This window comes from Streptomyces sp. NPDC046900 (assembly GCF_040644975.1).
In the GTDB taxonomy this organism is placed as follows: Bacteria; Actinomycetota; Actinomycetes; order Streptomycetales; family Streptomycetaceae; genus Streptomyces.
Map to the genome: position 1 here is coordinate 24,904 of NZ_JBEYXD010000032.1, position 15,064 is coordinate 39,967.

13 protein-coding genes and 1 pseudogene are annotated in these 15,064 nt (G+C 71.1%); 8 read left to right on the forward strand and 6 right to left on the reverse strand.

Annotated elements, in window-relative coordinates:
- Window positions 1–6: 6 nt before the first annotated feature.
- Window positions 7–684 carry a hypothetical protein gene (locus ABZ904_RS27250; RefSeq protein ID WP_359393936.1) on the reverse strand — a complete coding sequence of 226 codons (678 nt, stop codon included), beginning with the start codon at window positions 682–684 and terminating at the stop codon, window positions 7–9.
- Window positions 685–851: 167 nt separating this feature from the next.
- Here ABZ904_RS27250 and trpS point away from each other — a divergent pair, with 167 nt between their 5' ends.
- On the forward strand, window positions 852–1,859 hold the full coding sequence (gene trpS / locus ABZ904_RS27255; RefSeq protein ID WP_360998164.1) for a tryptophan--tRNA ligase: 1,008 nt from the start codon (window positions 852–854) through the stop codon (window positions 1,857–1,859).
- Between the two features lie 176 nt (window positions 1,860–2,035).
- The gene (locus tag ABZ904_RS27260) at window positions 2,036–2,617 is read left to right on the forward strand and encodes a 2'-5' RNA ligase family protein (RefSeq protein ID WP_360998133.1); all 582 of its coding nucleotides are present in this window, start codon (window positions 2,036–2,038) and stop codon (window positions 2,615–2,617) included.
- Between the two features lie 69 nt (window positions 2,618–2,686).
- Here the strand turns inward: ABZ904_RS27260 and ABZ904_RS27265 are convergent, their stop codons facing one another.
- Entirely contained in the window at window positions 2,687–3,454 is a 768-nt protein-coding gene (locus tag ABZ904_RS27265) for an SDR family NAD(P)-dependent oxidoreductase (RefSeq protein ID WP_361825972.1), read from the reverse strand.
- A gap of 166 nt (window positions 3,455–3,620) precedes the next feature.
- On the opposite strand from ABZ904_RS27265, the gene ABZ904_RS27270 reads away from it, so the two are divergent.
- Window positions 3,621–4,532 carry a YihY/virulence factor BrkB family protein gene (locus ABZ904_RS27270; RefSeq protein WP_361825974.1) on the forward strand — a complete coding sequence of 304 codons (912 nt, stop codon included), beginning with the start codon at window positions 3,621–3,623 and terminating at the stop codon, window positions 4,530–4,532.
- On the opposite strand, the gene ABZ904_RS27275 is transcribed toward ABZ904_RS27270, so the two are convergent.
- A complete protein-coding gene (locus tag ABZ904_RS27275; protein WP_359393866.1) occupies window positions 4,480–5,742 on the reverse strand; it encodes a D-alanyl-D-alanine carboxypeptidase in 1,263 nt (420 codons plus the stop codon). The genes ABZ904_RS27270 and ABZ904_RS27275 overlap by 53 nt on opposite strands.
- A gap of 103 nt (window positions 5,743–5,845) precedes the next feature.
- Between ABZ904_RS27275 and ABZ904_RS27280 the strand changes: the two genes are divergently transcribed.
- The 4 genes from ABZ904_RS27280 to ABZ904_RS27295 all read left to right on the forward strand — a co-directional run bounded on the left by ABZ904_RS27280 (window position 5,846) and on the right by ABZ904_RS27295 (window position 9,885).
- Window positions 5,846–6,088 carry a hypothetical protein gene (locus ABZ904_RS27280; RefSeq protein ID WP_359393864.1) on the forward strand — a complete coding sequence of 81 codons (243 nt, stop codon included), beginning with the start codon at window positions 5,846–5,848 and terminating at the stop codon, window positions 6,086–6,088.
- Window positions 6,089–6,105: 17 nt separating this feature from the next.
- Window positions 6,106–7,359 (forward strand): metallophosphoesterase, encoded by a 1,254-nt coding sequence (locus ABZ904_RS27285; RefSeq protein WP_359393862.1) that lies wholly within the window; start codon window positions 6,106–6,108, stop codon window positions 7,357–7,359.
- Window positions 7,360–7,796: 437 nt separating this feature from the next.
- Window positions 7,797–9,353 (forward strand): ABC transporter substrate-binding protein, encoded by a 1,557-nt coding sequence (locus ABZ904_RS27290; RefSeq protein WP_359393860.1) that lies wholly within the window; start codon window positions 7,797–7,799, stop codon window positions 9,351–9,353.
- A 130-nt stretch (window positions 9,354–9,483) separates the two neighbouring features.
- On the forward strand, window positions 9,484–9,885 hold the full coding sequence (locus tag ABZ904_RS27295; RefSeq protein WP_360998128.1) for an ATP-binding protein: 402 nt from the start codon (window positions 9,484–9,486) through the stop codon (window positions 9,883–9,885).
- A 31-nt stretch (window positions 9,886–9,916) separates the two neighbouring features.
- Here the strand turns inward: ABZ904_RS27295 and ABZ904_RS27300 are convergent, their stop codons facing one another.
- On the reverse strand, window positions 9,917–11,386 hold the full coding sequence (locus tag ABZ904_RS27300; RefSeq protein WP_359393856.1) for a HAMP domain-containing sensor histidine kinase: 1,470 nt from the start codon (window positions 11,384–11,386) through the stop codon (window positions 9,917–9,919).
- Complete coding sequence (locus ABZ904_RS27305; protein WP_359393853.1) at window positions 11,383–12,087, reverse strand: response regulator transcription factor; 705 nt, start codon at window positions 12,085–12,087, stop codon at window positions 11,383–11,385. Before ABZ904_RS27305 ends, ABZ904_RS27300 begins: the two co-directional genes overlap by 4 nt.
- A 157-nt stretch (window positions 12,088–12,244) precedes the next feature.
- Here ABZ904_RS27305 and ABZ904_RS27310 point away from each other — a divergent pair, with 157 nt between their 5' ends.
- Window positions 12,245–14,653, forward strand: coding sequence for an MMPL family transporter (locus tag ABZ904_RS27310; RefSeq protein WP_361826009.1), 2,409 nt, complete (start codon window positions 12,245–12,247; stop codon window positions 14,651–14,653).
- Window positions 14,654–14,835: 182 nt separating this feature from the next.
- On the opposite strand, the pseudogene ABZ904_RS27315 reads toward ABZ904_RS27310, so the two are convergent.
- Window positions 14,836–14,940, reverse strand: a pseudogene (locus ABZ904_RS27315) (TetR/AcrR family transcriptional regulator); the annotation flags it as partial.
- Window positions 14,941–15,064 lie beyond the last annotated feature (124 nt).

Consider the following 15,064-nt stretch of genomic DNA (forward strand, 5'->3'; position numbering starts at 1 on the left):
CGTCGGTCACCGGAGCTCGCCGAGATCGATGAGCTCGTGCCGCGGCGGCCCGGCCTCCCGCCGGGCCGCCGTACGCCGTACCGCGACGAGCGTGGCGACGGACCCCAGCGCCAGTCCCGCTCCGAGCCCCGCGCCCGCCCAGCGCAGGTCTGCCGAGGAGCCGTCCCCGGCGGCGGTCCCGGACGGCTCCAGCAGCCCGGCTTTCTCCAGCCGGTCGAAGACCGACCGCGGCGCCCGGTGCCATCTGATGTCGTCGTCGGCGACGTCGGGGGCCGGATCCGACCGCACCCACGCCGTCCCGTCCTCGGCGAGGAACACCTGGTCCTGCCGCTCGACGGCCACGTCGCCCCCGGGCGCCCGGGTGGTGTACGGCCACCCCCCGATCCCGGTCAGCGCCCACGTCACGGTGGCCCGCACCCGTGGGTAGCTCCCCTGGGCCCATGCGTCCGGTACCCGCTCGGTCCTGGTCTCCGTCGGGGCCAGGAGCTGCCACAGCAGCACGAAGTCCCGGTCCCCCGAGCGCAGTGTGGTCGTACGGCCGGTGCCGTTCGCCACGACGAGCGCCAGATCGGGGATGTCCTTGTTCACGGCCCGCGCCGGTGCGGCGGCTCCCGTCAGTGCCGTGACCGCCACCGCGAGCGCCGCCACCAGCCTGCCGAGCCACTGCACGCGGACCCCCTCCATCGTCATGACTCCTTTTACACCGCCGGGGTTACACCGCAGGGACGCACCGGGGGCACACCTGTTGCCCACCAGTTCCGGACCGGCCCCCCGAACCTGAGAGAATGGTGGGCATGGCCTCTGACAGTCCGCACGGCTCCCATCACAACCCGCAGGGGAACGGCTCCGCCATGCAGCGTCCTCGCGTGCTCTCCGGAATCCAGCCCACCGCCGGCTCGTTCCACCTCGGCAACTACCTCGGCGCCGTCCGCCAGTGGGTGGCCCTGCAGGAGAGCCACGACGCGTTCTACATGGTCGTCGACCTGCACGCGATCACCGTCCCGCAGGACCCGAAGGAGCTGCGCGCCAACACCCGCCTGGCGGCCGCCCAGCTGCTCGCGGCGGGGCTCGACCCGGAGCGCTGCACGCTCTTCGTCCAGAGTCATGTCCCCGAGCACGCCCAGCTCGCCTGGGTCATGAACTGCCTCACCGGTTTCGGAGAGGCCAGCCGTATGACGCAGTTCAAGGACAAGTCCGCCAAGCAGGGCGCCGACCGGGCCAGCGTCGGCCTGTTCACGTACCCCGTCCTGCAGGTCGCCGACATCCTGCTGTACCAGGCCAACGAGGTCCCGGTCGGCGAGGACCAGCGCCAGCACATCGAGCTGACCCGCGACCTGGCCGAGCGCTTCAACGGCCGCTTCGGCGAGACCTTCACCGTCCCGCGGCCGTACATCCTCAAGGAGACGGCGAAGATCTACGACCTGCAGGACCCGTCGATCAAGATGAGCAAGTCGGCGTCCACGCCGAAGGGGCTCGTCAACCTGCTGGACGATCCGAAGACGACCGCCAAGAAGGTCAAGAGCGCGGTCACCGACACGGACACCGTGATCCGGTACGACACGCAGGAGAAGCCCGGTGTCAGCAACCTGCTGACCATCTACTCCACCCTCACCGGAACCGGGATCGAGGAGCTGGAGCAGAGGTACGAGGGCAAGGGCTACGGCGCCCTCAAGACGGACCTCGCCGAGGTCATGGTCGACTTCGTGACGCCGTTCCGGGACCGCACCCAGCAGTACCTGGACGACCCCGAGACGCTGGACTCGATCCTGGCCAAGGGCGCGGAGAAGGCACGCGCCGTCGCCGCGGAGACCCTCTCCCAGGCGTACGGGAGGGTGGGCTTCCTGCCCGCGAAGCACTGACCGCCACCGCCGCGACCCATGCCGGGCCCCGGCGCGCCCTGGAGGTGCTGCACTCCACTCCGTCCGCGCCTGCCCGACGGCATGGTCGTGGCCGTACAGTCGGAAGGGGCGGACACCGCAGCGGCAGCTCGTCCCGCACACCGGCCGCGCACACCGACACGACGACAGGAGACGACGTGGGGACCGTAACGATCGGTGTGTCGATCGCGGTCCCGGAGCCTCAGGGCAGCCACCTCCAGGAGCTGCGCGCGGGCTTCGGCGACGCCGCGGCTCACGGCATCCCCACACACGTCACCCTGCTGCCGCCCACGGAGGTCGACGCCTCCGAGGTGCCCGCGATCGAGGACCACCTCCTCGAGGTCGCCGCCGCCGCACGCCCCTTCCGCATGCGGCTGTGCGGCACGGGCACGTTCCGGCCCCTGTCCCCCGTGGTCTACGTCCGGGTCGTCGAGGGCTCCGAGGCGTGCACATGGCTGCAGAAGCAGGTCCGCGACGCTTCCGGGCCGGTGGCGCGCGAGCTTCTCTTTCCGTACCACCCGCACGTCACGGTGGCGCACGGCATCGACGAGGCGGCGATGGACCGGGCGTACGAGGAGCTCGCCGGCTACGAGGCCGGCTGGCCGTGCACGGGCTTCGCGCTGTACGAGCAGGGCCCGGACGATGTCTGGCGCAAGCTGAGGGAGTTCGCCTTCGGGGGCGCGATGGTGCCACCGCAGGCGGGCGCACCGACGCAGGACGCCACCCTGCCGCTTCCCTAGGCCCGGTCGTCGCCCTTCGGGCGGACGACGCGAGCCGAGCGCACGACCCGGGCGCTCCCGGGTCCCGCGTTACTGAATCGGCAGCCGCCTGAACAGCGTCCGCGGCACGAGCCGCAGCGCCGACATCACCAGCCGCAGCGTCCCCGGCACCCACACCACCTCCGACCGCCGGCGCAGCCCCAGCTCGATCGCCGCGGCCACCTCCTCCGGCGTCGTGGCCAAAGGTCCCGCGTCCCGGGCCCGTGTGCCGCGCCGGTGGACGGAACCGGGGCGCACGACCATGGCGTGCACACCGGTGCCGTACAGCGCGTCGCCCAGGCCCTGGGTGAACGTGTCCAGACCCGCCTTGCTGGAGCCGTAGATGAAGTCCGTGCGGCGGGCGTGCTCGGCGGCGACCGACGACAGCACGACCAGCGAGCCGCGGCCCTGGTCCTGGAGGGCGCGGGCGCACACCAGGCCCGCCGAGACCGCGCCCGTGTAGTTGGTCTGCGCGACGCGGGCCGCGGCCACCGGGTCGCGCTCGTCGGTGGCCTGGTCGCCGAGCACGCCGAACGCGAGGAGGACCATGTCGACGTGGTCCTCGGTGAACACCTTGCCCAGGGCGGCCTCGTGCCCCTCCGGGTCGAGGGCGTCGAAGGCGACGGTACGGGTGTCGGCACCGAGCTCCCGCAGGTGCTCGGCGGCCCGGTCGAGCTCGGGGGAGGGGCGTCCGGCCAGCCAGACGGTGCGGGCGCGCCGGGCGATGAGGCGGCGTGCGGTGGCCAAAGCGATCCCGGACGTGCCGCCGAGGATCAGCAGGGACTTCGGGGAGCTGAAGGCGTCCTTGTGGGAAGGCATGACCGTGACCGTATCGCCGTAAAAGGGGCACGGTGGTACGGATATCTCCACTCGGTGCGGCTCCTCACCGGAATGGGTGACCAGCCGTGGTGGACCGGGGATGCCGTATCCGTGGCTGAGGGGGTACTCGGGGACTGGTGGAGGGGGACGAGGGGAGAGTCAGATCATGGACTGGCTGAAGAAGCTCCCCGGTATCGGGCCGATCGTGACGCGGCTCATGACCACGCACGCCTGGCGTTGCTATGAACGCCTCGACCGGGTGAAGTGGAGCCGTCTCGCCGCGGCGATGACGTTCGTCAGCTTCGTGGCACTCTTCCCGCTGCTCACCGTCGCCGCCGCGATCAGCGCCGCGACGCTCAGCGTGGCCCAGCAGAACAAGCTGCAGAGCAAGATCGCCGAGCAGGTCCCCGGGATCTCCGACCAGCTCGACATCCACGCTCTGGTCGCGAACGCCGGCACCGTCGGGTTCATCGCCGGTGCCACGCTGTTCTTCATCGGCATCGGCTGGGTCGGCCAGGTGCGGGACTGCCTGCGGGCGGTGTGGGAGCTGCCCGAGGGCGCGGAGAACCCGGTGCTGGCCAAGGTCAAGGACGCGGTGGTGCTCGTCGGCCTGGGCGGCGCGATCCTGGTCACCATCGCCACGTCCACCGTCGCCTCCGCGCTGGTCGACTGGATCGCCGGGCAGATGGGCCTCGACAAGGGCGGCTGGGGCAGCCTCCTGCTGCGGATCGCCGCCTTCCTCGTCGCCGTCCTCGCCGACTTCCTGGTCCTCCTCTACGTCCTCACCCTGCTGCCCGGCGTGGAACCGCCGCGCCGCCGGCTGCTGACCGCCGCCCTGATCGGCTCGGTCGGCTTCGAGCTGCTCAAGCTGCTGCTCAGCGGCTATATCCAGGGCGTGGCCTCGAAGAGCATGTACGGCGCCTTCGGGGTGCCGGTCGCGCTCCTGCTGTGGATCAACTTCACCTCGAAACTCGTGCTGTTCTGCGCCGCCTGGACGGCGACGCAGCACAACGGGGCCGAGGAGGTCAGGGACGCGCCCGGCGACGCACCAGATCAGGCAGCGGCCAGCGGCGGTTGACCAGGTACACGCCCGCCGCGAGCAGCACCAGGACGCCGCCGGTGATGGCGAGCGCGGTCCCGACGCCGCTGGAACCGTTCTGCGTCACCGTGGCGGCCACCGGTTTGGTCGATTCCCCGCCCGCGGGGGTGGCCGACGGAGTGGTGCCGGGCCTCGACTGCACCTGTGCGTCCTTCGGGGCGACGAGCTCACCCACCGGTGTCACCTTGCCGGCCGCGGCGAATCCCCAGTCGAAGAGCTGGGCGGTCTCCTTGTAGACCTCGTTGTGGTCCTTCTTCTCCGGGTTCATGACCGTGACGAGGAGCACCCTGCCGCCTCGTTCGGCGACGCCCGTGAACGTCGCGCCCGCGTTGGTGGTGTTGCCGTTCTTCACGCCCGCGATGCCGCGGTAGGGCGTCATGTCGCTGTCTCCGGACAGCAGCCGGTTGGTGTTCTGGATCTCGAAGGACCCACGGGTCTTCTTGTGGCCCTTCGTGGTCGTCTCGCCGGGGAACTTCGCCCGCACCGTCGAGCAGTACTCCCTGAAGTCCTTCTTCTGCAGCCCCGAGCGGGCGAACAGCGTGAGGTCGTAGGCGGACGAGACCTGTCCCGGGGCGTCGTAGCCGTCCGGGCTGACCACGTGGGTGTCGAGGGCCTGGAGTTCCTCGGCGTGGGCCTGCATGTCCTCGACGGTCCGGGCGACACCGTGGTTCATCGCGGCCAGCACGTGCACCGCGTCGTTGCCGGAGCGAAGGAAGACGCCGAGCCACAGGTCGTGGACCGTATAGGTCTCGCCCTCCTTTATCCCGACCATGCTGGAGCCGGCGCCCATGCCGGCCAGGTCCGTGGGGGCCACCTTGTGTGTCTCGTTCCGGGGGAACCTGGGCAGCACGGTGTCGGCGAACAGCATCTTCAGGGTGCTCGCCGGAGGCAGCCGCCAGTGCGCGTTGTGGGCGGCCAGGACCTCACCGGACTCGGCGTCGGCGACGATCCAGGAGCGCCCGGTCAGGTCCTTCGGGAGCACCGGGGCACCGCTGCCGAGGTTCACCTGCGTTCCGGGCTTGGCGAGCGACGCGCCGCCGACGGCCGACATCACGGCCGGGGGTGTGACGGACGCCGACGGGCTCTGTGTGGCCGCGACGGCGGTCGCGGGTGCGGTGAGCGAGAAGGACAACACGGCTGCGGAGGCGAGCGCCGCGCGGCGCCCGGCGATCTTCTTCAAGGCGAACACGATCGCGAAAGTACCGGGTGCGGGACGGGAAGTCCCGCCCGGTCCCGGCCGAAGCCGCCCACCCCCGAGCGAGCGCCGGGCCAAGAGCGGCGATACTGGACGTATGAAGCTCAGCCGCCCCGTTTCCTGGTTCCTGCTCGCCTTCGGGGTGTGGAGCTGGGTCATCTGGATCACTTTCGTCAAGAACCTGTGGAAGGACGGCAGTGGACTCGCGTTCGACGACGCGGGGAACCCGACGGCGTACTTCTGGGTGCACTTGACGCTCGCCGTCGTCTCCTTTGTCTTGGGGACTGTCGTCGGGGTCATCGGGTTGCGCGGACTGCGCGCGTTGCGGCGAACGTCATAGCGCGGGACGCGAACACGGTGGCCGTCTTCGTCTTCGTGCTCATCGCCCTGACCGTCCTCACCGCGTTCGCGGCGCTGCACTGGTACGCGTGGCGCCGGCTGGTCCGCGACACGACACGAGGCCCGGGCCCGGCCCGGCGCCTCGGCACCGCGGTGCTCGTCGCCGGGCCGGTACTGGCCGTCGCGGCCCTGGTCACCGAGCGCGCGGGCGCTCCCTTCTGGCTCCAGCGCGCCCTGGGATGGCCGGGTTTCCTGTGGCTGGCCCTGTCGCTCTACCTGCTGCTCGCGCTGCTCGCGGGCGAACTCGTACGTCCGCTGCTGGTGCGCGGGTTCGCGCACCGGCGGGTGCCGACGCGGGAGACGGCCCCGACGCCCGTACCGGTATCCGCGGGGACGGCGGCGACGGACCACGAACCGGAGGCCACCTCTTCGCCCGTTCCCGCCGTCGTCTCGCGCCGCCTCCTCGTCTCCCGGGTGGTCGGCGGCGCGGTGGCCGCCGCCGCGGTGAGCACGGTGGGCTACGGCACCTACGGGGTCCTCCGCGGCCCCGCTGTGAAACGCGTCACCATCCCGCTGGCCAAACTCCCGCGCGCCGCCCACGGTTTCCGCATCGCCGTCGTGAGCGACATCCACCTCGGCCCGGTCCTGGGCCGGGGCTTCGCCCAGCGTGTGGTGGACACGATCAACTCGACCCAGCCGGACCTGATCGCGGTCGTCGGCGACCTGGTCGACGGCAGCGTGAAGGACCTGGGCCCGGCGGCGGCGCCGCTGTCCGGGCTGAAGGCGCGCCACGGCAGCTACTTCGTCACCGGGAACCACGAGTACTTCTCCGGCGCGGACGCGTGGCTGGAGGAGGTACGCCGGCTCGGCCTGCATCCGCTGGAGAACGCGCGCACGGAACTGCCCGCGTTCGACCTGGCCGGGGTGAACGACCTGGCGGGTGAGAGCGAGGGCGAGGGCCCCGACTTCACCAAGGCGCTCGGCGACCGCGACACCTCACGCGCGGTGGTGCTCCTCGCCCATCAGCCGGTCCAGATCCACGAGGCCGTGAAACACCAGGTGGACCTCCAGCTCTCCGGCCACACCCATGGCGGCCAGCTCTGGCCGGGCAACTTCGTCGCGGCCGCCGCCAATCCGACCCTCGCGGGCCTGGACCGCTACGGCGACACGCAGTTGTACGTGTCCCGGGGAGCGGGCGCCTGGGGGCCGCCGACACGGGTGGGCGCGCCCTCGGACATCACGATCGTGGAACTGGCCTCGAAGCAGGCGTGACGGACGTGATCGCGCGGCCCTTCCCACGACCGGGGAGGAGCCGTGCCGCGGTCCCATTGGCCTTACCGGTCTTGGCGATTGCGCCCGCTATCAACGGCAGGATGAATTCGACGCCGAATGGAGAAACGTTTCCACCGGGCTGAAAGTCGACCCCTGGGAAGATGTGCCAGGATGCCAAGACGCGATTTCGTATGCGGCGTTGCTCGGGCAACGCACCTGGTGCCACCCGGCCCGTGCCCGCCGGGTGGCGCTGTGGGCTTCCGGGGCCGATCCAGCTGGAGAATGCGTGAACCGTGGCCGAAACCTGATGGAAGCAACCGCCCGTCAAGTTCTTTTGCATCTCAACGGATCTCCCTTCCCTCACGTGAAACACCTGTGATTAGGTAATCCGCGCCACCGGGGAGTGGCATGCGCTGAGGGCCTGGGGAGGGGCGCCGATGCGATCGGTTCGCATGCGGATTCTCGCGACTGTGCTGGTACTGGCGGGCGTGGGAGTGGGCGGGTGGCAACTGCTGCCGGCCAAGGAGAACACCAACAGGACGATTACGGTCGGGACGACGGACGCCGTCACCTCGCTCGATCCTGCGGGGGCCTACGACGCCGGGTCCTGGGCTTTGTTCAGTGGTGTCTTCCAGTCACTGCTGACCTTCGAGTCCGACGGTGTGGAACCCGTGCCGGACGCCGCCGAGAGCTGCTCCTTCATGGGGACGGACCTGACGACGTACCGCTGCACGCTCCGCAAGGGACTGACGTTTCCGAGCGGCCGCACCATGACGGCCGAGGACGTCAAGTACTCCTTCGACCGGGTCAAGCGCATCAACTCGGACGTCGGCCCCGCGACCCTGCTCGACACCCTCGGCTCGGTCGACGCGCAGGGCCTCAACGTCACCTTCCATCTGTCGTCGCCGGACGCGACGTTCCCGTTCAAGGTGGCCACCGGAGCCGGTTCGATCGTCGACAGCACGAAGTACCCGAAGAACGCGCTGCGCACCGATACCGGGGCCGACGGGACCGGGCCGTACACCCTCACGCAGTACACGAAGGACAAGTCGGCCACCCTCACGCCGAACCTGCACTACCGGGGCGACATCAACGGCACGGGCAAGCCCATCCTGATGCGCTACTACCCCGATCCGGCCGCCCTGCTGACGGCATGGAAGGCGAAGGAGGTCGACGTGGCCACCCGCCAGCTGCCGCCCTCCATGCTCGCCGGCCTCTCGCCGAGCGACCCCGACCAGCGCGTCAGCGAGGCCGACAGCGCCGAGATCCGCAATCTGGTCCTGAACACCGGAGCCCACTCGCCGCTGCACGACGTCCGCGTCCGCCAGGCCATCGCCATGGTGATCAACCGCGAGGAACTGGTCGGCAAGGTGTACGACGGCACCACCGACCCGCTGTACTCGCTCATTCCGGCCGGTATCACCGGGCACACCACCTCGTTCTTCGACGCCTACGCCAAGCGCGACATCAGCAAGGCCCGCGCCCTGCTCACCGCTGCGGGCGCGCACGTGCCCGTCCACTTCACGTACGGGTACGGCAAGGGCCGCGGCGCCGCCGCCGAGGAGGCCGCCGAGCTCAAGAAGCAGCTGGAGGCGACCGGGCTGTTCACGGTGGACCTCCACGGTTATGAGTGGACCGACTTCCAGAAGCGGTACGCGAACGGCGAGCTCGACGCCTACGCGGTCGGCTGGGTGGCCGACTTCCCCGACCCGGACACCTTCACCACTCCGCTCATCGGTACCGGCAACAGCATGAAGAACGGCTACAGCAGCCAGGCCGTCGACGACCTGATCCTGGACAGCCAGCGGTACTCGGACCGCAGCCGGGCCGCCGACGACTTCAAGCAGATCCAGAAGATCGTGGCCCAGGACGTCCCTCTGGTCCCGCTGTGGCAGCGCAAGGAGTACGTGGTCACCAGCGAGGACGTCGGCGGCGGACAGTACCTGTCGGACGGCACCGGGGTCTTCCGCCTCTGGCGGCTCGGCTGGATCTGACGCACGGCGGCCGGACCGGAGCCGTCGGCCGGCGTGGTCCCGCGGAGGCGAATCCGCGGGAGTGACAGCGGGCGCCCACCCTCACCCACCACCATGTGTTGACGAGGGGTGGGCGGGGTGAGGAGCGGATGTGGTCAGACGCAACTCCTTCCGGCTGCCCCGCCACCCGGCGTCCGTCGGCCTCGCCCGGCGCCGGGTGCGCGACCACCTGGCCGACTGGGGACACGCACCGGGGGATCTGGCCCTGGACGCGGCGCTGCTGCTGGTCTCCGAGCTGGCCACCAACGTCGTGCGCCACGGACCGCATCACGAGCAGGAGTTCGAGGTGGCGGTTACCGCCCTTGCCGACGGCTCCTGCTTCATAGAGGTGTCGGACGAGGGCCGGACCGGACCTCGCCTGAGGGTCGCCGACGACCTGGCCGAGACCGGCCGAGGCCTGCACCTCGTGGAGCACATCGCGGCGGCCTGGGGCGTATGGAGCCGGGGGCGCCACGGGAAGACGGTGTGGGCGCTGGTGGTCCGGGACGGGTGAGCCGCCGCGGTGCACCGAGGGGTCCGGGCGCTCACCCGTGACGGTGGTCGGATGCCCGCGCCGGGAGTGTCACCGTCACCGCCAGGCCCTCGCCCGGCGCCGTGCGCACCGACACCTCGCCGTGGTGCGCCGCCACCACGCCCTGCACGATCGCCATGCCGAGCCCGCTGCCCGCGCCCCCGCCCGCGCGGAAGAAGCGGTCGAAGATCCGCGCCGCGTCCTCCTCCGCCAGTCCGGGTCCCTTGTCCGCCACACACAGCCGCACCACACCGTCCTCCCGCTCCAGACCGAGCCGTACCGGCACGTCGGCGGGCGTGTGGACGCGGACGTTGGCCACCAGGTTGCCGAGCACCTGCCGCAGCCCCGATTCGTCGGCCCGCACCAGCAGCGCGCCCTCCGCGTCCACGGTCACCGGACGGTCCGGCTGCTGGGCCCGCAGGTCCTCCGCCGCGTCCCGCACCAGGCGGTTCACATCGACGTTCCGGAAGCGGAGTTCGGGCCGCTGGTCGAGGCGTGCCAGGGTGAGGAGCTCGTCCACGAGGCGGCCCATGCGGTCCGCCTCGGCCATCATCCGCTCCCACGACCGCTTGCGCTCCTGCGGATCGGTCAGCATGCCCTTGTCGTACAGCTGGAGATAGCCGCGTATCGCCGACAGCGGGGTGCGCAGCTCATGGGAGGCGTCCGCGACGAAGCGGCGCAGCTGGGCGGCGCTGCGCTCACGCGTCCGGTACGCCGACTCCACCTGGTGGAGCATGGAGTTGAGGGCGGTGCGCAGCTGCTCCACCTCCAGGGACGTCTCCCTGCTGGAGGGCACGCGCCGGGTCAGATCGCCCTCCGCGATCGCCGACGACGTCTCCACCATGTCCTCCAGCGGCCGCATCCGCCGGCTCACACTGATCATCGTCAGCGCGGCGAGCAGGGCCAGCAGCAGGGTTCCGACGGCGAGATCGAGCTTGAGCGCCTTGGCGATGCCTGTGTGCAGGACACCGGTCGACCGGGCGAGCAGGACGTATGTGCCGTCGGCGAGCCGTGCCCCGGTCACCCGGTACGGGACGCCGCCGAGCTGGATGTCGCGCGGCTGCGGCTCCTTGGTGAGGGAGGCCGGGTCGTGGACGGCGGAGGCCAGCGCCTCCTGGGCGGCGGTCGGCTTCAGACCGGCGACGCCGAGCACCGCGCCGTGCCGGTCGACGGCCGCGAAGACGGTGTCCGGGTTCGGGGAGTCGCCGCGGCTGTGCGGCAGCAGCCGGTCGCGGACGACCGCCACCGCGCTGAGCGAGTCGATCTCCCGCAGCGTCAGGTGCGAACGGGTGAGCGAGTCACGGGACTTGGTCAGTTCGGTGTCGATCTGCCCGAGCACGTAGTGCCGCATGCCCATCAGGCTGATGGCCGTCGCGGCGACGATGCCGAGCGCAAGGAGGCCCACGTTCGCCCGCGTCAGCTTGCCCCGCAGGGAGCGGACGCCTCGGGGCCGGGGCGCCGGGAGCAGCGTGCGCAGCCTCATGCCAGTCCGTATCCGACACCGCGGCGCGTGGTGATCACCGGCGGGCCGAGCACCTCGAGTTTGCGGCGCAGATAGCTGATGTAGGTCTCGACGACCGTCGACTCCGGCGGCGTGTGCTCGTACTGCCACACATGCCGCAGCAACTGCTCCTTGGGCACGATCCGCCCGCCGTTGCGCACCAGGAAGCGCAGCAGCGCGTACTCGGTGGGGGTCAGCTCGACCGTGCGGCCCGCCCGGCGCACCGAGTACGTCGTCTCGTCCAGCTCCAGGTCGCCGTAGCGCAGCGGCGGGCGCTGCGGCAGGACGTCGGCGGGGCGGGTGCGGCGCAGCACGGCCCGTACCCGGGCGATCACCTCGTCTATGTTGAACGGTTTGGTGATGTAGTCGTCGCCGAAGCCGAGGGCCCCGACGATCTCCGCGGGCGCGTCGCGCGCGGTGACGAAGACCAGCGCGAGATCCGGCCGCCGGGCGCGCAGTTCGCGGCCGAGCGCACGGCCGTCGCCGTCCGGCAGCATCACGTCCAGCAGGGCCGCGTCGGGCCGGGTGCGCTCGGCGAGCGCCAGCGCCTCGCGGACGGTGCCCGCGGTCATCACCTGGAAGCGGTGGTAGCGCAGGGCGATGGCGAGGACGTCCGCGATGCTCTCCTCGTCCTCGACGACGAGGACCGTGGCCCCCTCGTGCGCTGCCTCGTTGACGGTCATGTCCACCAGTATCCGCGGCGGCACCGACGGTGGGTCCGTGGGCGCTTTGGAGTTCCTTGAGAGTCATGGCGCGGAACGCCCGTCCGCGCCCGCCACTGCGGATGCTGGAGCTCCAGGACTCGGGGGACCTGATGAAGGAGCGTAGAGAGTGACGACATTGGCGCGGTGGTGCTATCGACACCGGCTGCTGGTCCTGTTGCTGTGGGTGGTGGCGCTGCTCGGGGTGGGCGCGACCGCGTCCGCCAGGGGTACGGACTACGCGAACGTCTTCTCCCTGCCGAACACGGACTCCAAGACCGCGTACGACCTCATGGCGAAGGCCTTCCCGAAGGCGTCGGGCGACACCGACACGGTGGTGTGGAAGGTCGACGAGGGGTCGGTCAGGGACGAGGCGGTCCGGGCGCGGATCGAACCCGCGCTGGCGAAGATCGCGCGGATGCCGGGGATCGGCGCCGTCGGCAGCCCGTACGCGGGCGCCCATGGCGCGGCGCAGATCAGCGAGGACGGACAGATCGCGTATGCGCAGCTGACCTTCACCCAGCGGGCGAACGAGGTGCCCACAGAGCTTGTGCAGGACGTCGTCGACACCGCGCAGGGTGCCGAACGCGGCGGACTCCAGGTCGAGCTGGGCGGCCAGGCGATCACCCGGATCCAGCAGCCGCCCGCCGGGCTGTCCGAGTCGGTCGGCATCGTGGCGGCGGCCGTCGTGCTGTTCCTCGCCTTCGGCTCGCTCTTCGCGATGCTGCTCCCGATCGCCGTCGCGGTGTTCGGCGTCGGCATCGGGCTGTTCGGCACCCAGCTGATCAGCCATGTCACGGCCGTGCCCGACATCGCGCCGCTGCTCGCCTCGCTGATCGGCCTCGGCGTCGGCATCGACTACGCCCTGTTCATCGTCACCCGGCACCGGCGCGGCATCCTGCGCGGTCTGGAACCGGAGGAGTCGGCGGTCGTCGCCCTCAACACCTCCGGCCGGGCGGTGCTGTTCGCGGGCGGCACGGTGTGCATCGCGCTCGCCGGGATGCTGGTGACGAACCTGCGCTTCCTGGACGGCGTGGTCATCGGCACCTCGCTCACCGTCGTGCTGAGCGTGCTCGCCGCGGTCACCCTGCTGCCGGCACTGCTCGGGCTCCTCGGCCCGCGGGTGCTCAGCAGGCGGCAGCGGCGGCGGCTCGAGGCACAGGGGCCGGAGCCGGAGCGGGCGAGCGGTCTCGCGGCGCGCTGGTCGGCCACGGTGCAGAAGCGCCCCCGGACGATCGCCGTGCTCGCGGTGGTGGTCATGACCGTACTCGCGCTGCCCGTGCTCTCGCTGCGGCTGGGAGCCGCCGACCAGGGCAACGACGACGCCTCCACGACGACCCGGAAGGCGTACGACCTGCTCGCCGAGGGCTTCGGGCCCGGCTTCAACGGCCCGCTCCAGGTGGTCTCCGTCGGCGGCGACACGGCCACGCTGGTCAAGGGCATCCGCGAGACCCACGGGGTGGCGCGGGTCGCCGCGCTGCCGCCCGCTCAGGGCGTCACCGTCATCCAGGTCGTCCCCACCACCTCACCGCAGTCCGTGCAGACGGACCGACTCATCGACACCCTGCGGGACGAGGTGATCCCGAAGGCCGGGGCACAGGCGCACGTCGGCGGTGTCACGGCGGTCTCGAAGGACTTCGCGTCCGTCACCGGCGACCGTCTGCCGTACTTCATCGCGACCATCATCGGGCTCGGCTTCCTGCTGCTGCTGATCGCCTTCCGCTCGCTCGTGGTACCGCTCACGGCCGGCGTGATGAACCTGATCGCCGCGGCGTCGTCCTTCGGGGTCCTCGTCGCCGTCTTCCAGTGGGGCTGGGGCCTCGACCTGCTGGGCCTCGGCAAGGAGGGCCCGATCCAGGCCTTCCTGCCGATCATCATGCTGTCGCTGCTCTTCGGGCTGTCGATGGACTACCAGGTCTTCCTGGTGAGCCGGATGCACGAGGAGTGGGTGCACACCGAGGACAACGCCCGCGCGGTCCGGGTGGGCCTCGCGGAGACCAGCCGGGTCATCAACTCCGCGGCCCTGATCATGGTCTGCGTCTTCCTCGCCTTCGTGCTCAGCGGCAACTCGGGCGCGGCGATGGCGGGCGTCGGTCTCGCGGCGGCGGTGGCGCTGGACGCGTTCATCCTGCGGACGGCGCTGGTACCGGCGGCGATGCATCTGTTCGGCCGGGCGAACTGGTGGCTGCCCGGGTGGCTGGAGAAGCGGCTGCCGCATCTGGCGGTGGAGCCGCAGGAGGCGGCGGCGGAGGAGGAGACGCCGCAGCCGGGCATCGCGAGCGTGGTGCACGGGTTCGTACGGGACGCGGAGGGCGACCCGGTCGAGGGAGCGGCGGTGACGGTGCTGTCGAAGGGCGGCCGTCAGCTGGACCGGGTCACCTCACTGGCCGACGGCTCGTACATCGTCTCGGTCCCGGCGCCCGGCACCTACATGGTGGCGGCGACGGCGTCCGCGTACGGCTCCCGAGCCCGGCACGTCGTCGTCGGGGAGGAACCGCTGGTGCACGACGTGGAACTGACGGGCCATGAGGTGGACGCCGTCAACTGACCCAGGTCGGGCCGGCTCGAGGACGCGCACGACGTCAGGTACGACTCTGCCGCCCACATCCCCGGGGAGCGTGACGAGCTCCCCGGGGATGTGGGCGGCCTCCCGTGGGCCGGTGGCGAGAGCATCATCGACGGCAGGCTGGACGGCAGGTGATCCTTTCGGTGGGCTTCACCCGAAAGTGATCACCTGCCCTGCCCTCCGGCCGCCGGATCCGGCAGCATCTTCGTCATCCCCGGCAGGAAGCGGATGCACAGCCTGTGCAGCTCGTGGACCAAGGCCCGCAGCACCGGAATCCGGCCAGGGCGACGACCCGCGCGCCGGCCCCTGCCGGGGTGCACGACGCCGATTCACACGGCCCCGGCTTCTGCACGGCCGGGTGCCTCGTGCATGATGTCCGGCCTCATCATCTTT